Raw genomic sequence first — 19,725 nt, 5'->3', positions numbered from 1 at the left:
GATAAGATGAAACATATATTAAAATGCATGAAAGTGTTCAATGGTGTGTTGCTTGCCGGAGGCTTGTTGTTTACCGCTTGTACCGACCATTATGAAAGTTGGAATATCAATCCGAATGAAGTAACTCCCGAGCAGATGGAACGCGATAATCTCCTGACGGGAGCCTATTTCACGCAGATGGAAAGAGGTATTTTCGTAGTAGGTAAAGACAAAGGTGGCTTGTTTGAGGAGACTCAAATGCTGACCGGTGATATTTTTGCCAGCTACTGTGCTCCTATTAAAACATGGAACTATGCCGGAGAGCAGGACAACGATTGTTACAAACTCTATCCGCAGTGGTACAACTCTCCGTTTAGCACCGCTTATACAGAGGTGATGCAGCCATGGCGGAAAGTCGTGGATTGTACTAGTGGAACATCCCCCGCACGCGCTATGGCTACTATTGTCAAGGTGTTCGGTATGAGTCGTATTACAGATAAGTATGGTCCCATCCCTTATTCAAAGTTTGGTACTGGCATTCAAGTAGCCTACGATAGCCAAAAGGATGTATATTATCGTTTCTTTGAAGAATTGTCAAATGCCATTGAGGTGCTCACCAGCTACAACAGTCGTACTTCCGAGCCTTACTTGGAAGACTATGACTATATTTACAATGGTAATGTGGCGAATTGGATAAAGTTTGCTAATACTCTCCGTCTCCGTCTGGCAATGCGTATTTCTTATGTGGATCAGACAAAGGCCCTGGATGAAGCTAAAGCAGCAATAGATCATACTATCGGGTTAATGACTTCCGTTAGTGACAATGCCGTTTTGAAACAGTCAGTATCCTTCTCTTTCATCAATGAGTGGTGGGAAGCATTTGAAAGTTTCAATGATTTTCGAATGAGTGCCACTATGGATTGCTATTTGAAAGGCTTACAGGATCCGCGTTTGGCATCTTACTTCAAGGTTGCGAAGAAGGATGGAGCATATCATGGAGTCCGTAACGGACAAACCAGCCGTAGTCAGGGCACTTTGTCTGAAGCAGCGTCTAGCATGAACGTAGGACAGGCTAGCTCTATTATCTGGATGGATGCCGCTGAAACATATTTCCTTTTGGCTGAAGCTAAACTGCGTTTAAACTTGGGAGATAAGACTGTGAAGGAATATTACGAAGAAGGTGTGAAGACCTCTTTTTCCTCCAAAGGTGCTTCCGGTGTGGAGAGTTATCTTGATAATGATGTAAATGTACCGTCAATTTCATTCATTGATCCGACAAACGGACGTAATACCGATGTAAGTCGTATGGTTTCGACTTTGACTGTGAAGTGGGATGAATCGGCTTCTGACGAGAAGAAACTCGAGCGCATTATGGTGCAGAAATGGATTGCTCTTTTCCCGGACGGGCAAGAAGCGTGGAGCGAGATGCGGCGTACTGGTTATCCCGGCATTGTGACTATCAACACAAATGCTTCCGGTGGAGAAGTTGCCACTGGAGAGCTTATCAGCCGTTTGAAGTTCCCTACGAAGGAATATTCTGACAATGGCGAGAACACACAAGCTGCTGTTTCCCTGTTGAAAGGTACGGATATTGCCGGCACACGCCTTTGGTGGGATGTGAAAAGGTAATCAGATATATAATGTAGAACAATCTAACTAAGTAATCAGAATATGAAAACAATGAAATACATATTGGCCGCACTGACTGTGGGCGGTATGATGGCCTCATGTAATACAGACATTGAGTCGTTGACCATTCAGCGACCGCTGACTTACGACGACCAATACTACCAGAACTTACGCGACTACAAAGCGAGCGAGCACGAAATTGCTTTCGGATGGTTTGCGCAGTATGGAGCGCAGAACTCTGCCGCTGTTCGTTTTATGGGATTACCTGACAGCCTTGATATTTGCTCTATGTGGGGTGGCATTCCGGCAACAGAAAATACGGAGATTTGGGAAGAAATCCGCTTCGTGCAGAAAGTGAAAGGAACCAAGATGCTTTGTGTGGCAATCACCCGTATCGATGCGGAAACAGATGACCATGCTTTCAAGCAGGCTTACAATGAAGCGAAGGCAATGCCGAGTGGCGAAGAACGGACTGCCGCACTCAATCGTTCTTTTGAAATGTATGCCGAATATTTCCTCGATCAGGTATTTCTGAACGATCTCGACGGTTTTGATGCGGACTATGAGCCGGAAGGTGACTTCTTGAGTGACTCTAACTTTGAATATTTTTACAAACACATGGCAAAGTACATGGGACCGAATCCGGACATCACTAAGGAAGAACGTTTACAGCTCATCGAAGAACGCTATGGCAAAGAAATCGCTTCACAGGAAGGTATCTGTGATAAAATGCTCAATATCGACCAGACCAGTACCAGCATGACTAGCCTTATCCCGTATAGTAACTATTGCTTCCTTCAAGCTTATAGCGGTGGTACGGGAGCAGGCGGATGGCCTGATGAAAAAGTGGTGTACTGTTGCAATATGGGTGATAACTGGCAGGGAGATATGCAGTCTATGTACAACCAGGCACGCTACAAGCCCGCGAATGGCAAACGTAAAGGTGGCTTTGGCGCATTCTTTATCCATCGTGACTATAATGTACATGAATACAACCCTGAACCTTACTATCGGTTCCGTCAGTGTATTCAAATACAGAATCCGGCTATCCATTAATTAACCTTTTAATGAAAGATGACAATGAAAAGTAGAAAAAATCTATTTTATATAGGTATGTTCGCCCTCTGTGGCATCGGTCTTGCCGCTTGTGGTGACGATGAGGCTTATGATGTCTATGGTGATCCTTTTAACCGGGTATATACATTGGACAATTCCAGTGCATATAAGATTGTGCAGACTCCCATTGGCACAGTCAGCAACGTAGACTTTAAATGGTCGGTAAAATGCTCGAAGAAAGCGGAAGGTATCATTAAGGTGGCGGTGGAAGTGGACAACTCTCTGATTGCTGCCTATAATGAAGAGCATGGCACCGAGTTTGAAGCTATGCCCGCCGAAGCCATTGTACTGGAAAATGCCGAGATGACTATCCCTGCCGGGGAAATGGTCGTCGCTGACATGGTGCATGTGAAACTGACGGATGACGCTAGCGTACTTTCTACGCTTAAGAGTGAAAAGGGATACATCATTCCTTTGCGTCTGGCATCAGCGGAAGGCCCTAATACGGAGTTGAGTACCAATATGATAGCACCTTCTTTCCTGACCATTACCGTAACGGAGGATAATATGAACCATGAAGCGACCAAATATACCGGTACCGGTACATTGGTGGCTGACCAATCCGGCTGGACGGCGACAACCAATGGAGCTGTTCAATCTTGGTATGATCCTATTGAGTCGATTTTTGATGGGAATTATCAGACCTATTGTTACATGACTAATCGTTCTGGGGAACTTCAATTGGACATTGACATGGGAAAGCCGTACTCTTTTGATGGCATTAAGATGACAACTTCCGGATACGATTACGAAACTTGGGAAGAAACAGAAGCCGGTGCATTTTCTGCAGGTATGACTGTCAGTACAAGCGATAACGGTACAGACTGGAAGTCGCAAGGAGAGGTTGAAGGCGATGCGGAGGCTTGTGTCTTTTATGCCCCGTTAACTGCCCGGTATATTCGGATTTCCGTTCCCAATGCCGGAGGTTGGTATGGTGCGACTTTACAGTGTGGCGTATTTAATGTTTATGCTAAATAATAATTAAAACCATGAAGAAATATACACTTTTATCTTTATTGGCTTTGTTGCTCTGTGTATCAGGCTGCAAGACCGAACCGGATTACAGTGATGCCGTTTACATGACCGGTACGCTGACTTCATCGAACGTAAAATTCCTGGTAGAGGGGCAGTCTACTTTAGGATTGACCGTGACCTCCACTGATAAAACGGAAACCGATGTGACGGTAGGCGTACAGGTGGCTCCCCAACTACTGGAATCTTTCAATGCCTCTACCGGGCGCAACTGTCAAATGCCACCCGAAGGCAGTTATAGCTTTGAAGCAGGTGAAGTGATAATTCCTGCCGGACAAAACCAGTCTACACAAATCAAAGTGACTGCTGATTCCGAGAAATTACAGGAAGGTGTATCTTACTGTCTTCCCGTAACTATAACTTCCGTTTCAAACAGTGATCTGAAAGTTATGGAGAGTTCCCGCACTGCTTATGTCATGCTTACCAAAGTGATTGAAATTAAAGCCGCCTATTTGGCACGCCGGGGATATTTCAATATTCCTTCGTTTGGTGATCAGGAAAATAGTCCGGTGAAAGCACTCGGGCAGATGACATTGGAAATGAAAGTGCTTCCTAAGTCTTTCCCGGTTGGGCAGGAAAATAATGCCAGTGGCATTAGTTCATTATGCGGATGCGAAGAAAACTTCCTCTTCCGTTTTGGTGACGGCGCCGGTAATCCTGTGAATAAGTTGCAGTTCGTGAAAGGTTCCATCGGTACAGCATCTCATCCCGATAAGAAAGATCACTATGAATCGTGGGTAGAAAAGGAATTTCCTACCGGACATTGGTTGCACTTTGCTGCTGTATACGACGGTCAGTATCTCCGTCTTTATTTGGACGGTGAGCAAATCCATTTCGTAGAGACCAAGAATGGTGGAACTATTAATTTGAGTATGGCTTATGATGGTCATACATGGAATGATGCATTCTCCATTGGCCGTTCAGCAGGTAATGCCCGTTTCTTTGATGGTTACATAAGCGAATGTCGCGTATGGAATGTGGCACGTACATCGGCACAGATTGAAGATGGCGTTTGTTATGTGGATCCCACTAGCGAAGGGCTTGTTGCTTACTGGCGTTTTAATGGAGAAACGCAGGATGATGGTACGGTGCTTGATATGACAGGTCATGGTCACAATGCAGTGCCCGGTGGAACTATCACCTACGTAGACAACCAGAAATGTCCGTTCTAAAAGAGGTAAGATAGAGGTTGTTCTTTAGTACGATGAAGTCTGCTGTCGAATCGGTTTTGCTGCAAGGTATTACGAGGGGATGGCAGACTTCTCTTTTAAGTAGCTAAGTTTATAAAAAATAGTTATGCTAAATAGAATCAGTAAATCACTATTGCTTACGGCTATGATGACAGGAGTTTCTTATTCCTTTGCACAGCAGCTTCCGGCAGTAGCCTATAAAAATCCGACTTTGCCCGTAGAAACAAGAGTTGCGGATTTACTATCCCGTATGACATTAGAAGAGAAAGTCGGTCAACTCCTTTGTCCTTTGGGTTGGGAGATGTATGAAATCAAAGGTAACGATGTGCTCCCTTCTGATAAATTCAAACAACTCATAAAAGACAGAAATGCCGGAATGCTATGGGCAACCTATCGTGCCGATCCGTGGACAAAGAAAACATTAGCAACCGGGCTGAATCCCGCATTGGCTGCAAAGGCAGGAAATGCCTTGCAAAAATATGTGATGGAGAATACCCGTTTGGGGATTCCCTTATTCCTGGCAGAAGAAGCACCGCACGGCCACATGGCGATTGGTACAACCGTTTTTCCTACCGGAATCGGGATGGCTGCAACTTGGTCACCCCAACTGATAAATGAGGTAGGTAAAGCAATCGGCAAAGAGATACGTCTTCAAGGCGGACATATCAGCTATGGACCTGTGCTCGATTTGGCCCGTGATCCCCGTTGGTCTCGCATGGAAGAAACTTTTGGTGAAGACCCTGTATTGACGGGTGAAATAGGAAAGGCGATGGTGGCAGGATTAGGTGGTGGAGATTTGTCACGTCCATACAGCACGCTGGCTACCCTCAAGCACTTCCTCGCTTACGGTATCTCGGAAAGCGGACAGAACGGGAATCCCTCTTTTGCAGGTATGCGTGAACTGCATGAAAACTTTCTGCCACCATTTAGACAAGCTATCAATGCCGGAGCATTATCCGTAATGACTTCGTATAATTCGATGGACGGTATCCCTTGTACAGCCAATCATTATCTCCTGACCGAACTTCTACGGGATGAATGGAAGTTTAAAGGGTTTGTCGTTTCCGATCTATACAGTATCGAAGGCATTCATCAAAGCCATTTTGTTGCTTCTACAATGAAAGAAGCGGCTGTAATGGCCTTATCTGCCGGGGTCGATATTGATCTGGGGGGCGATGCCTATATGAATCTTATGGATGCGGTGAACCGGAAGGAAATAAGTAAAGAAATCCTTGATGCAGCCGTGAGTCGTGTACTTCGATTAAAATTCGAGATGGGATTGTTTGAAAATCCTTATGTGGATCCCGGAAAAGCGAAGAAAGAAGTTCGTAGCAAAGAATACGTTACTCTGGCACGCCAAGTGGCACAAGCCTCGATCACCTTATTGAAAAATAAACACTCGCTGCTTCCATTAGACAGGAGTATGAAAGTTGCACTGATCGGACCTAATGCCGATAACCGCTATAATATGTTAGGAGATTACACCGCTCCGCAGGAAGAAGAAAATGTGAAGACCGTACTGGATGGAATCAGAGCAAAACTTTCTTCCTCACAGGTGGAATATGTGAAAGGCTGTTCCATTCGTGATACCGTGACGTCTGATATTGAACAAGCCGTTGCAGCCGCCCAGCGTTCCGAAGTCGTTATTGCTGTGGTAGGAGGCTCCAGTGCCCGTGATTTCAAAACCAGTTATAAAGAAACAGGTGCGGCCATTGCTGATGAAAAGACAATCAGCGATATGGAATGTGGTGAAGGCTTCGACCGTGCAACGCTTTCTTTATTAGGAAAACAGCAGGAATTACTCAAAGCCTTGAAAGCTACCGGAAAACCATTAATAGTAGTTTACATTGAAGGGCGTCCTTTGGATAAAAACTGGGCATCAGAAAATGCAGATGTACTGCTGACGGCCTATTACCCGGGACAAGAAGGGGGGAATGCCATTGCTGATGTTTTATTCGGTGAATTTAATCCGGCAGGACGATTACCATTCTCTGTGCCCCGTTCCGTCGGACAGGTTCCGGTATACTATAATAAGAAGGCTCCCCAAAGCCATGACTATGTAGAAATGTCTGCTTCTCCGCTTTATTCTTTCGGATATGGCTTGAGTTATACCACTTTTGAATATTCAGATTTACATCTGTCGGCTCTGACACCACACTCTTTCGAAGTTTCATGCAAAATCCGGAACACCGGAAAGTACGATGGTGAAGAAGTTGTTCAACTTTATTTGAGAGATGAATATGCTTCAGTAGTGCAACCGTTGAAGCAATTGAAACACTTTGCACGCCTCTTTTTGAAGTGTGGAGAAGAACAGGAAGTGAAGTTTATTTTGTCCGAAGAGGATTTTGCACTTGTCGATCGGAATTTGAAAAGGGTGGTAGAACCGGGAACTTTCCAAGTAATGATCGGTGCTGCTTCTGATGACATCAGATTACAGACGAAAGTGGAGATAAAATAGGAGATACTCTCTATTCATCTATGAAACAAAAATATCAAATTTAGATCTCACAGTGATTTGTACCTGTTTTATTGTCAAATTGTCAATATAATATCTAAACGGATGAATATCAATGCTATAGTGTCTGACAATAGCCACTGAAAACAGGCTGACAATAAAAGATATCAACTTCTATTGTCAGCCTTGCTTTTGTATCCTATAATATCTTTACTACCTGATATACAGTACCTTTATAAGTATGTTTCGAGGCAATTCCGCACTTTTGAAGCATTCTTCCGAAGTGATATACTTTGTTGTCGGACAATGAAATGCCGCTTTTCTTCTTCAAGTAATTCAGTATTTCTACCGGAGTAAAGAATTCTCCTTCCTCTCCCTCTTGTGGAGCTCTAAAGTATTGATAAAACAGTTGGATCATAGCCGGTGTTTGTTCAAACTCACGGTTGTTCTCGGTCATAATCTGCTCGTCTTCACTATTAAACCAATAACGCTCACCATGAGAAATTTCGTGCATGGCTTGCGCATAAAGCTGTTCATAATCTATCGGCTGTGTAGTGTCGATGTTTCCTGTCACTTCAATACAGATAAAGCGACGGCTCCCCGAAGGGTCGGTCAGCAAATCCTTCTGATTGCTTGTACCGATAAATGAAGCATACCGTTGTAATTCAAGCACCGAGCGGCCATGTGGCTTTCGAAGGTTGACCACCGGTTTTTGGAGAATATGTTTCAGAAACCCCTGTTGGGTCAGCGTAATCTGATCGAACTCATCAATGTTGATGAGCGCAAAACGATTCAGATACAGTTCCGCATCCCGTTTCTGGCTGAAATCAATACTGTCCGTATAGTAAGCCCGGAGTGCAGGAGGAATCATTTCACGGCAAAAAGTAGATTTATGAGTTCCTTGTGCTCCCACTAATATAGGCGATGTACTATTGGCATACATTTTATTTACTCCCCTCCAATGCGAAACCATATTAAGGAACCAGCGATGAAAAAGTAATTCCCAATGCGGATTATTGCAGGGAACCCTGTTGGCTAACGCATGGATACGGTCTTTTCCATCCCAATGTGGCAGGTGAAACAGAAACTCCTCCAACGGATTATAGATAGGCACACGGTTGGAGTGCAAGTAACGGTCTATGTCCCTGTCCCATACTCCGATTCCTTCGGATTGCGCATCCAGCATAATGCTGTTTTGTGCCCGTTTGTCGATGGGATGGAAATAGAACCGGAACGAGAAACGCTCCCGGTATTCCACCTCCCCGATTTGCGTATTGTAACGGAACTCATAACGACGGTTCATAAATTCATCCATTTGCAGGCTAAGGCGTTGCTCTTTGGTCAGACAGTTGCTTTTCGGCACTCCCTTACATTCCTTATATACGTTTCTTATCATTTCACGTACCAACATTGGATTCTTTCTTTTGTTATAACGGATGATGGTGCGTCTGGTTGCCTCCTCTTCCGGAATGCCTGAGTAGTAGCAGTTCTCGGCAAGCGGGACTATTAATATTTGCAAATCATCATCCCGATGCCAGGCTTGGTCCATTTCTTCAAAGGTCTTTCGCAATGCCGCTTCATAAAGCAGTGCCACTGTATCCTCCGTATCATATCCCGGCAGGGCACGATTCAATGGCGATGCTTCTGTGCTCGATTTCTCATGATAAGTCATCTCGCCGGGCATACCGATAGGCTGTGAAAGATAGAAAGGAACAGGGGTGGGACGATAAATCAAGTCCGGATCATAGCTAAGACGTGAGAACTGTTCCAGTTTCGGCTCTTTTAGCAGAATATTGAAAGGGAGTTGAGGCTGATAACATTTGATGGCTAGTCGATAAGCATGTGCTTGAAACACTTCGGCTTCTTCCGCTGTTTGCGGCAAAGTGCCGTCCGGTCGGGTGAAGCAAGTCCATATCTTGACACTTTTGCCGCTTGCTCCCATGAAAGCCAGCATTGTCTGAGGAAGTTCGGCAGCCTTTTGCTTCACAATCTCCACTTCTGTTTTTCCGGCTAACGGACCGACGGTCAGTTCTACAATCCCATTGTAGGTTTTCATTTGTCTCACTCCGTTCACTCGCCCGAAAGCTGCGGCAGGAATCACTCGCGGCAATTTGCTTGTGAGTGAACAAGGTTCGTCGGGTAGAACAAAATGCAGGGCTTGGCGTAGTTCGGATACCGGGTGGAGCTTGGTCTCTCTTTTCATTTTCTCTATCAACAGGTCGATGTTTACCACACTTAATGCTTCCGTATCTCCATTTTCCCTGATTTGTGTAATTTTCATTTCTATTTATCTTAAATTTTATAGAGTTGTAAGTGTTTGTTTATAGGTTTCAAAGGTACGGATAAGGTACTTGTAAAACAAGCTATTTGGCTTTTATCATGATAAAGAATAAGCTTTTGGAGGATAAGAAGCGGATATACTTCCACTATCACACGGATGTATTTCCATTTGTGTGCCGATATAGTTCCGCTAAGGTATCGGTGTCTTTAGTTTGTCACGGCCGTGGTGAGATCTCTCCACGTCTGTGATGAGTTCCTACCACGGCTGTGGGAAGATCTCACCACGGCCGTGACAAGTTGGCAATGTCGGTGCATTAGTATAAATGAATAGGCTGACAATAGAAGTTCTAGCTTCTTATTGTCAGCCTATTGTCAGGGCTTATTGTCAGCAGGTAAGCGGTTGATAATCATTGCGCTATTCAAGAAAAAACGTCAGCTGACAATAAAAACCTTCAAATTAATATGTAAACCTAAAACCTAATGAAACCTTTCTACTTGTAATCATAATCTTTAATAATATAATAGTGCGTTGTGCTTGATTTTACTGTGGCAAAGATAAGTCAGAAAGATAAAATAGAAGTGCAATTTTGTTTCATATATGGTATACAAATGATTCATTGAATCAGAATTTATATAAATTGGTCAGTTTGTATCATTGTTCACAAAAGAAATCCTCCTTCACTTGCCTAAAGACAGTTGAAGGAGGATTTTATCGATGAATAGGGCTTTTTTACCTATTTCTCATCATTCTTACGAATTTCTACGCGACGAATCTTACCGCTGATTGTCTTCGGAAGTTCATCGACAAATTCAATCACACGCGGATACTTATAAGGAGCAGTCACTTTTTTTACATGATTCTGCAATTCCTTAATCAGTTCTTCACCTGCACGGGCTTTGTAGTCTTTCGAAAGAACAATCGTAGCTTTTACTACCTGTCCGCGAATCTCGTCCGGTACACCGGTGATAGCACATTCAATGACTGCCGGATGCGTCATCAAAGCGCTTTCTACTTCGAACGGGCCGATACGATAACCGGAACTTTTGATAACATCGTCCGCACGGCCTACAAACCAGAGGTAACCGTCTTCATCTTTCCAGGCAACGTCACCGGTGTAGTAAATACCGTCATGCCAAGCTTCGCGAGTACGTTCCGCATCACGATAGTACTCTTTGAAGAGACCGATGGGTTTACCTTTGCTGGTGCGGATTACGATTTGTCCTTGTTCTCCGGCTTCAACAGAACGACCTTCGTGGTCTATCAAGTCAACGTCATATTGAGGATTCGGCAGTCCCATGCTTCCCGGTTTCGGTTCCATCCATGGCATCGTGGCTACGGTCAGTGTTGTTTCAGTCTGCCCGAAACCTTCCATTAGTTTGATACCAGTCAATTTTTTGAAGGTATCGAATACGGCCGGATTCAATGCTTCGCCTGCAATGGTGCAATATTTGAGTGAGGACAAGTCGTATTTCGTCAGGTCTTCATGAATCAGGAAGCGGAAAATGGTGGGAGGTGCGCAAAGTGAAGTGACATGATAGTCGTGTATCTTTTGCAGGATATCTCCGGGAGTAAATTTCTCGTGGTCATAAACGAAGATATTCGCTCCGGCAATCCATTGTCCGTAGAGCTTTCCCCAAACAGCTTTTCCCCAACCGGTATCGGCGATGGTAAGATGGAGGCTTTCCTCATTCAGATTGTGCCAGAAACTACCGGTTACGATATGTCCCAACGGATAGGTAAAGTCATGTGCTACCATTTTGGGCTCGCCGGTCGTGCCGGAAGTAAAATACATCAGTGAGATGTCATCATTGGTATTGGCATGGCGGGGACGTACGAACGGAGCTGCATTCTCAATTCCCTGATGGAAATCCTCGAAACCTTCGGGAATCTCAGGACCGACGCTGACCAGCTTCTCCACAGTGGGACAGTCGGGCATAGCCTCCTTGATATGTTGGAGAATCACTCCTTCACCGGCAGCCACAATCATTTTGATATCGGCGGCGTTGCAACGGTAGACTATATCTTTCTTTGTCAGCAGGTGAGTGGCGGGAATGACGGTCGCTCCCAGTTTATGAAGTGCGATAATGCTATACCAGAACTCATAGCGACGTTTTAAAATCAGCATTACCATATCTCCGCGTCCGATACCCAGACTTTGGAAATAAGAAGCCGTCATATCCGTATAACGTTTCATGTCGGCAAATGAGAACTGTCGGCTTTCGCCTTTGTCGTTTGTCCAAAGCAGGGCTTTCTTGTCGGGTTGCTCGGCAGCCCAAGCATCCACTACGTCATAACCGAAGTTGAAATTCTCCGGGACGTTTATTTTTAAGTTCTTGATGAAATCCTCTTGTGAGGCAAAGTTAGTCTTTGCTAAAAATCTTTCTACCATGATATTGTTACATAATTACAGCCAGAAAACGTACCGTTTTGCCGTCGAGCGCTTTCATGCCATGTGGAAGTTTGGAGTTAAAATAAATGCTGTCTCCTTGATTAAGGATAATTTCTTTCCCTTCGATGTTGATAAGCATACGACCTTCAATCACAAGGTTGAATTCTTGTCCGTTGTGCTTGTTGTAATGAATCGGCTCGTCATCACCTTTCGGCTCAACGGTCACGATGAAGGGATCGGCGGTGCGGTTCATGAATCCGGAAGCCAATGACTGGTATTTGTAGGCTTTCGTACGTTCTATACTGACACCTTTGCCTGCACGGGTTACGAAATAACTGCTCATCTTGGGTTCCTCACCGAACATCAGCGCATCAAGGGCTATGTTATAAGTGCGGGCTATCTTTTGCAGCATACTGACGGAGATGTCGTAGTCGCCTGTTTCTGCGAGCCGGTATTCTTCGGCGGATATGTCACTGTCGCGGGCGATGTCCTCAGCGGTCAATTCCAACACATCCCGCAATCCACGGAGACGTTCTGCTATTTGTTTAATCTGGTCATTCATGTTATTTAGTGATTAGTTTGTTAGTGATTAATGATTTGCAGCAGCCATTATTTGCTGGCCTTCATGGCTTTAATGATAGCGGAGGTGAAACCGTTATGTTCCAGCTCGTTGATTCCTTTGATGGTGATTCCTCCCGGAGTAGTCACTTTGTCGATTTCCACGCTGGGATGAGTATCATTATTCAGAATCAATGAGGCGGCTCCTTTCAGAGATTGTGCCACCATAGTCATGGCGTCTTTCGGACGGATACCCATTTCGATACCCGCTTGCATGGCTGCCTGAACGTATTTCAGAACGTATGCGATACCGCAGGAAGCCAACGCTGTAGCGGCTGTTATTTTGTCTTCGGGGATAAGCATGACTGTGCCCATCTCGCTGAATAGCCGGAGGATGAACTTGTCTTGTTCGTCATTTGTATTGCGGGCGGCAACGAGTGTCATACTTTCCAGTTCGCTGATGGCGGTGTTAGGGATGAGGCGGAACATCGGCATTTCCGGTACTACCACATAATGTGCCAGCTCTTCAAAACTGATTCCTGCAGCTACGGATATAAGTATCTGCTTGCCCTTCAGCTTCAACTCGCGCATTACCGGCTGCATAAACCAAGGCTTTACGGCGAGGATAACGATGTCCGCTCCCGTTGCCGCTTCCGCGTTATTGTGAGTTGTAGAGATGTTCGGAAATTCTTTCTTCAGCTGTTCCAGCTTGCCGGCGCTGGGGTTGGATACGATAATGTCCGAATCTTCTATCAGACTTCCTTTTGCCAGACCACGGGCGATAGAGCCACCCATGTTGCCTGCACCGATAATAGCTATTTTCATACGACGCTTGTTTTTAATGAATTGTTACAGACAAAGGTAACGGTTAATTGCGAAAAAACAAAAAGCAGCCCGGATAAGAAATAAAATTCTGAGGTAGGCTGCTTTTTATCGTTGGCTGTTTATTAATCAATATGAACGGTTAGAGTACTTTTTTGAACCGGGCGAGGAATTCGTCGGCCTCCTCCATACTGAGACAGAGAGGGGGAAGCAAGCGAAGTACATTCGTGCCGCTTGCGCCGGTAAATACATGTTCGTCATAAATGAGACGGCTACGCAGCTCTTTGATCGGTTCTTCAAATTCGAGTCCGATCATGAGTCCGCATCCGCGCACTTCTTTGATTTGCGGGAATTTCTTAAGTTCTTGCAGCAGGTAGTTACCAACCTTAGCCGCATTCTCTACGAGATTCTCCTGTTCGATGACGTCCATTACGGCAAGAGCCGCAGAACAAGCGAGATGGTTTCCGCCAAAAGTCGTTCCCAGTTGTCCGTATACAGGTTTGAACATCGGGCTGATTAAGACGCCTGCCATCGGGAAACCATTTCCGATTCCTTTGGCTACAGTGATGATATCCGGCTTGATGTCACAATATTGATGGGCGAAGAATTTACCGCTACGTCCGTATCCGCTCTGAATCTCGTCGAGAATCAGTATCGTTCCTGTTTCGCTGCAGGCTTTGCGGAGTTCCTGCATAAATTCAGTGGTCGGTATCTTGATACCGCCTACCCCTTGAATTCCTTCAATGATAACAGCACAGGTATCTCCTTTTGACAATTCTTGCTTCATCGCATCGATGTCGTTCAGAGGGAGATAGGTCACGTGACCGTTATTGTTGATAGGTGCGATAATCGACGGATTGTTAGTAGCTTCTACCGCCAGAGACGTACGGCCGTGAAACGCCTTGTTGAAGGAAACGATTTTGGTACGTCCGTTATGGAACGAAGCCAATTTCAGAGCGTTCTCATTGGCTTCCGCGCCACTGTTGATAAGAAACAGGCTGTAGTCTTCGTAGCCGGAGATTTTTCCCAATCGTTCGGCTACCTGTTGTTGCAGCTTGTTGATGACGGAGTTTGAATAGAAACCCAAGTTTGCTACTTGGTTACTGACCATTTCTACATAGTGCGGATGTGCGTGTCCGATGGAGATAACGGCATGACCTCCATAAAGGTCCAGATATTCCGTGCCGTTTTCATCCCAAACGTGACAACCCTTCCCTTTGACTATGTTGATATTATATAAAGGATATACGTCGAATAATTTCATAATTCTGTTATTTTTAAAAAGCACTCGGCTTTAAACGTAGGCCTACGGTTTCTTCCAGATTGAACATCAGGTTCATGTTATGAACAGCTTGTCCACTGGCGCCTTTCAGCAAGTTGTCGATACAAGAGATAATCAATAGCTTGTCGCCATGCTTTTCCAGATGTATCAGACATTTATTAGTATTGACGACTTGTTTCAAGTCAATATTCTTGTCTACGATGTGTACAAAGGAGTCTTTGGCATAATATTCTTCATACATACGGACAATCTCTTCCTGTGATACTTTGGTCTTTACTACCAGAGTGGCAAAGATACCGCGTGGAAAGTCGCCCCGGTACGGGATGAAATCAATCTCTGCATCGAAACTGTTCTGCAATTGCTTGAGTGACTGCTTGATTTCCGGTACGTGCTGGTGTTCGAATGCTTTGTACACACTCATATTATTGTTTCTCCAGCTGAAATGACTGGTAGCTCCCGGTTTTACGCCGGCTCCGGTACTTCCTGTAATGGCATTTACCATCACGTCGTCTGTCAACATCAGATTCTTGGCAAGCGGAAGCAAGCCAAGCTGGATACAGGTTGCAAAACAACCGGGATTGGCTACGTGCTTCGCCGTACAGGTGGCGCGGCGGTTCAGTTCCGGCAGTCCGTAGATGAAGTCATGATCGTCACTTTTGATGCGGTAATCCATGGAAAGGTCGATAATCTTCAAGTCTTCCGGTATGTTATGGCTTTCCATGAATTTCTTTGTGTCACCGTGGGCAGTACAGAAGAAGAGAACATCGATTTCGTCCAAAGGCAATTGATCGGTGAATCTCAGATCTGTCTCACCGTACAATCCTTCATGTACGTCGGTGATTTTGTTTCCGGCATTACTGCTGCTGTTGATAAATACGATTTCGGTTTCCGGATGGTTGAGTAGCAGACGGATTAACTCGCCTGCTGTATATCCTGCGCCACCAATGATTCCTGCTTTAATCATATCTCTTCGTCTTTATGGTTATTATAGTAAACACGCAACGGAGTAGAAGTCACTTTGATAAAGCCTTTGGCGTCTTCAGCCGTCCAGCCTTTCTGCATCTCACCGTATTCTCCGAATTTAGTCTTAACAAGGTCATCTTCGGATTCTACGCCTACGGTAGAGAAAGAAAGCGGACGAAGTTCGAGGATGGCCGTACCGTTTACGTTGCGTTGGCTTTCCTGCAACATCGCTTCGATATCACGCATGACCGGTTCCAAATACTGGCTTTCGTGCAGGAACATACCATACCAGTTGGCTACCTGATCTTTCCAATATTGTTGCCATTTGCTCAATGTATATTTTTCGAGGAAACGGTGAGCGCCGATAATCAACATCGGAGCGGCAGCTTCGAATCCTACGCGGCCTTTGATACCGATAATCGTGTCACCTACGTGCATATCACGGCCGATACCGTAAGCTGCGCCAATCTCTTCCACTTTCTGGATAGCCTTGATCGGGTCGTCAAACTTCTCGTCGTTGACAGCCTTCAGTTCGCCTTTCTCGAAAGTCAGACGGAGCTGTTCGCTTCCTTCTTTCTGAACGTGTTTCAAGTAAGCCGATTCCGGCAGTCCTTGTGCGGAATCAAGAATCTCGCCGCCACAAATGGAAGTACCCCAAAGGCCTACGTTATAAGAGTATTTCAGTTTGGTGAAGTCTGCGCTGAAACCATGCTTGTTCAGATAGTCTATTTCCTCCTGGCGGCTCAATGCCATATCACGGGTTAATGTGATAATCTCCACGTTCGGTGCCAGCACTAAGAAAGTCATGTCGAAACGGATCTGGTCGTTACCTGCTCCGGTAGAACCGTGAGCGATGGCGTCCGCACCGATTTCATTGGCATAGCGTGCAATTGCCAATGCCTGGAAGATACGTTCGGAACTTACCGAGATAGGGTAAGTGCCGTTGCGCAGTACATTACCGAAAACCATGTATTTCAGACTCTTCTCGTAGTATTCCTGAGTGACGTCCAGCGTTACATATTTCACAGCTCCCAGTTTGTAGGCGTTCTCTTCGTTCGTCTTTAGTTGTTCTGCGCTGAAACCGCCTGTATTGGCACAAGCTGCATATACTTCGTAACCTTTTTCTTTGGCGAGGTACATGACGGTGAACGATGTGTCCAGTCCGCCGCTGAATGCCACCACTACTTTTTTCTTCTTTTCTTCCATAGTGTGTATATTTTAAATGTTATTTCTTTCTTGTTCTTTTTTTATGTTCCGTGGGTCTGTCGGATCATACAGCATGGCTGTGCAGATACAGAACTTACGGTTCTTGGCAACCAATATGTCGTGGTTGATACATCCTTCACATCCTTTCCAGAAAGCTTCGTCGTCTGTCAGCTCGTTGAAAGTGACAGGAACGTAGCCCAGTTCCGTATTCATCTTCATTACGGCCGCACCGGAAGTCAGACTGAATATTTTCGCTTTCGGCCATCGGAGGCGTGCCAGTTGGAAAGAAGCCTGTTTGATACGTTTTGCCAGTCCCAAACCACGGAAATCCGGATGAACGATCAGACCGGAAGTTGCTACATATTGCTTGTTCCCCCATGATTCGATGTAGGTAAATCCGGCAAATGTCTCTCCACAAAGTGCGATAATCGCTTTTCCTTCTTTCATTTTTGTCGCTACGTATTCGTGGGTACGTTCTGCGATTCCTGTTCCGCGTACTGCGGCAGCCTTTCTGATAGTGTCCAAAATAGTGTCAACGTAAACCTCGTGTGAGGCGTCGGCTACCATAACATCTATTTGCTGAGTGTCCATTTCTTTATTATATAATATAGGTATAATTATTCGATATTCGGGATGACGACTGCCAAAAGCTGGCGTATCTTGCTTGGGGCAACTCCTTCACGCAAAACTAACATGATTGTGTCGTCACCGGCAATGGTTCCCAGAATGTCACTGAACTCATTGTTGTCAATGTCGTATGCCATGCTGCTTGCATAGCCGGGACGGGTACGGATGACGGCAATGTTGCCGGAAAAATGTAAAGAGATAAATCCGTTGCTGCGCAACATTTCACCGGCGCTTTGGTCGGTGGAACGTTTATACATGATGTTGTTGGGCAATACATATACATACTTTCCGTTCATACTGGCAGCCTTGGCTACTTTCAGTTGTTTCAAGTCGCGGGAGAGGGTGGCCTGTGTCAGTTCGTAGCCTTCGCGGTTCAACTCTTGCAGCAGTTCTTCCTGCGAACCGAGCTCCTTGCTTGAGATAATCATTTTGATGGCATCTAACCGATTTGCTTTCTTCTTCATTGTATATTTATTCTAAGAATGGCGCAAAAGTATGCAATATTTCGGAGAAAAGATGCATAAAACCAAAGTTTTTTTGCATAAAAGTGAAAAAAGTGCTAAACGGAAGGAAACGGGGATGTTGTTTTGTGTCAAAATGTATATCCTTTCAATCAAAATGCGTAAGGGACAGGAGGAAGGAATCGTCTATCTTTGCCATGTAGGTAAATGGATACCTTAAATATATAGTACAGAATACCATGAAACAGAACTTTTTTGCAGTCGACCTGGGCGCAACGAGCGGCCGTACAATCTTAGGAACTTTCATTGAAGGCGGATTGAATCTGGAAGAGATTAATCGTTTTCCTAACCATCTGATTGAGGTGGGTGGTCATTTCTATTGGGATATTTATGCATTATATCGCCATATTATTGACGGACTGAAGTTAGTTGCCCGCCGCGGTGAATCTATAGCCTCTATCGGCATTGATACTTGGGGGGTGGATTTTGTGTGTGTCGGAAAAGACGGAAACCTGCTCCGTCAGCCATACGCGTATCGTGATCCGCACACGGTGGGAGCACCGGAAGCCCTTTTTTCACGTATATCCCGTAGTGACGTTTACAGTAAAACGGGAATTCAGATAATGAATTTTAATTCACTTTTTCAGTTGGATACTTTACGCCGTAACCATGACAGTGCATTGGAGGCGGCAGATAAGATTCTGTTTATGCCGGATGCGTTGAGTTATATGCTTACCGGAGAAATGGTGACGGAATATACGATTGCTTCGACAGCACAGCTGGTGAATGCGCAGACACGGCGTCTGGAACCGGAGTTGCTGAAAGCGGTTGGACTGAGCGAGAAGAATTTCGGCCGTTTTGTATTCCCGGGCGAGAAAGTCGGGGTATTGACGGAAGAAGTACAAAAAATAACAGGACTGGGGGCAATCCCTGTCATTGCAGTAGCCGGTCACGATACGGGTTCTGCGGTTGCCGCCGTTCCGGCATTGGACCGTGACTTTGCATATTTGAGTAGCGGAACTTGGTCACTGATGGGAGTTGAGACAGATAGTCCGGTGATTAATGCTGAAACGGAGGCGTTGAACTTTACCAATGAAGGCGGTGTGGAAGGCACTATCCGTCTGTTGAAGAATATTTGTGGAATGTGGTTGTTGGAGCGTTGCCGTCTGAATTGGGGGGATACAAGTTATCCTGAATTGATCGGTGAGGCGGATGCGTGTGAACCGTTCCGTAGTTTGATTAATCCGGATGATGATTGCTTTGCAAATCCTGCTGATATGGAAAAAGCCATTATTGAATATTGCCGGGCTACCGGACAACCGGTTCCGGAGAAACGCGGACAAGTGGTGCGTTGTATCTTTGAAAGTCTGGCTTTGCGTTATCGTCAGGTTTTGGAAAATCTGCGTTCACTCTCTCCACGACCTATAGAAACATTGCACGTGATTGGCGGAGGTAGTCGGAATGACTTGCTGAACCAGTTTACGGCCAATGCTATCGGAATTCCTGTGGTGGCAGGACCGTCTGAGGCGACAGCCATCGGTAACGTGATGATTCAGGCTATGGCTGCAGGTGAAGCAACGGATGTTGCCGGTATGCGCCGGTTGATCCATAGCTCTATTCCGTTGAAAACTTATCAGCCGCAGGATACGGAAGCATGGGATGCGGCTTATATCCACTTTAAAAATTGTGTTCGATAATTAATTAGATAACCGACAGAATAATCATTTTAATAAAA

The 19,725-nt window shown here is 45.2% G+C and carries 15 protein-coding genes; 6 read left to right on the top strand and 9 right to left on the bottom strand.

Annotated elements, in window-relative coordinates; translation table 11 throughout:
* Window positions 1-6: 6 nt before the first annotated feature.
* The 5 genes from GD630_RS01750 (at window position 7) to GD630_RS01730 (ending at window position 7,404) form a co-directional block, all read left to right on the top strand.
* Window positions 7-1,608 (top strand): SusD/RagB family nutrient-binding outer membrane lipoprotein, encoded by a 1,602-nt coding sequence (locus tag GD630_RS01750; protein WP_143867668.1) that lies wholly within the window; start codon window positions 7-9, stop codon window positions 1,606-1,608.
* Window positions 1,609-1,650: 42 nt separating this feature from the next.
* Window positions 1,651-2,664 carry a glycoside hydrolase family 18 gene (locus GD630_RS01745; protein WP_143867666.1) on the top strand — a complete coding sequence of 338 codons (1,014 nt, stop codon included), beginning with the start codon at window positions 1,651-1,653 and terminating at the stop codon, window positions 2,662-2,664.
* Between the two features lie 24 nt (window positions 2,665-2,688).
* The gene (locus GD630_RS01740) at window positions 2,689-3,702 is read left to right on the top strand and encodes a BT_3987 domain-containing protein (RefSeq protein ID WP_143867664.1); all 1,014 of its coding nucleotides are present in this window, start codon (window positions 2,689-2,691) and stop codon (window positions 3,700-3,702) included.
* Between the two features lie 11 nt (window positions 3,703-3,713).
* Window positions 3,714-4,928 (top strand): DUF1735 and LamG domain-containing protein, encoded by a 1,215-nt coding sequence (locus GD630_RS01735; RefSeq protein WP_143867662.1) that lies wholly within the window; start codon window positions 3,714-3,716, stop codon window positions 4,926-4,928.
* Between the two features lie 124 nt (window positions 4,929-5,052).
* Entirely contained in the window at window positions 5,053-7,404 is a 2,352-nt protein-coding gene (locus GD630_RS01730; RefSeq protein WP_182505684.1) for a glycoside hydrolase family 3 N-terminal domain-containing protein, read from the top strand.
* A gap of 196 nt (window positions 7,405-7,600) precedes the next feature.
* On the opposite strand, the gene GD630_RS01725 is transcribed toward GD630_RS01730, so the two are convergent.
* From GD630_RS01725 to GD630_RS01685, 9 genes are all read right to left on the bottom strand, one after another.
* Window positions 7,601-9,682 carry a BT4734/BF3469 family protein gene (locus GD630_RS01725; protein ID WP_143867661.1) on the bottom strand — a complete coding sequence of 694 codons (2,082 nt, stop codon included), beginning with the start codon at window positions 9,680-9,682 and terminating at the stop codon, window positions 7,601-7,603.
* A 733-nt stretch (window positions 9,683-10,415) separates the two neighbouring features.
* Complete coding sequence (locus GD630_RS01720; RefSeq protein WP_007763940.1) at window positions 10,416-12,071, bottom strand: AMP-binding protein; 1,656 nt, start codon at window positions 12,069-12,071, stop codon at window positions 10,416-10,418.
* Window positions 12,072-12,078: 7 nt separating this feature from the next.
* Entirely contained in the window at window positions 12,079-12,633 is a 555-nt protein-coding gene (locus GD630_RS01715) for a helix-turn-helix domain-containing protein (protein WP_007763942.1), read from the bottom strand.
* Between the two features lie 47 nt (window positions 12,634-12,680).
* The gene (gene proC, locus GD630_RS01710) at window positions 12,681-13,454 is read right to left on the bottom strand and encodes a pyrroline-5-carboxylate reductase (protein ID WP_007754833.1); all 774 of its coding nucleotides are present in this window, start codon (window positions 13,452-13,454) and stop codon (window positions 12,681-12,683) included.
* A gap of 139 nt (window positions 13,455-13,593) precedes the next feature.
* Entirely contained in the window at window positions 13,594-14,715 is a 1,122-nt protein-coding gene (locus tag GD630_RS01705) for an aspartate aminotransferase family protein (RefSeq protein WP_007763947.1), read from the bottom strand.
* A 13-nt stretch (window positions 14,716-14,728) separates the two neighbouring features.
* The gene (gene argC / locus GD630_RS01700; RefSeq protein ID WP_143867659.1) at window positions 14,729-15,697 is read right to left on the bottom strand and encodes an N-acetyl-gamma-glutamyl-phosphate reductase; all 969 of its coding nucleotides are present in this window, start codon (window positions 15,695-15,697) and stop codon (window positions 14,729-14,731) included.
* Window positions 15,694-16,902, bottom strand: a complete 1,209-nt coding sequence (locus GD630_RS01695; protein ID WP_007754828.1) for an argininosuccinate synthase — start codon at window positions 16,900-16,902, stop codon at window positions 15,694-15,696. The genes argC and GD630_RS01695 overlap by 4 nt, the downstream gene beginning before the upstream one ends.
* A gap of 12 nt (window positions 16,903-16,914) precedes the next feature.
* The gene (locus tag GD630_RS01690) at window positions 16,915-17,493 is read right to left on the bottom strand and encodes a GNAT family N-acetyltransferase (protein ID WP_007754823.1); all 579 of its coding nucleotides are present in this window, start codon (window positions 17,491-17,493) and stop codon (window positions 16,915-16,917) included.
* A gap of 26 nt (window positions 17,494-17,519) precedes the next feature.
* Window positions 17,520-17,993, bottom strand: a complete 474-nt coding sequence (locus GD630_RS01685; protein ID WP_007763950.1) for an arginine repressor — start codon at window positions 17,991-17,993, stop codon at window positions 17,520-17,522.
* 236 nt (window positions 17,994-18,229) lie between these two features.
* Between GD630_RS01685 and rhaB the strand changes: the two genes are divergently transcribed.
* Window positions 18,230-19,687, top strand: coding sequence for a rhamnulokinase (gene rhaB / locus GD630_RS01680; RefSeq protein ID WP_007763957.1), 1,458 nt, complete (start codon window positions 18,230-18,232; stop codon window positions 19,685-19,687).
* The last annotated feature ends 38 nt before the right edge of the window (window positions 19,688-19,725 follow it).

This window comes from Bacteroides zhangwenhongii, assembly GCF_009193325.2.
Lineage (GTDB): Bacteria > Bacteroidota > Bacteroidia > Bacteroidales > Bacteroidaceae > Bacteroides > Bacteroides zhangwenhongii.
The sequence above is the reverse complement of the archived record's forward strand: the minus strand, read 5'-3'. Positions and strand labels throughout refer to the sequence as shown.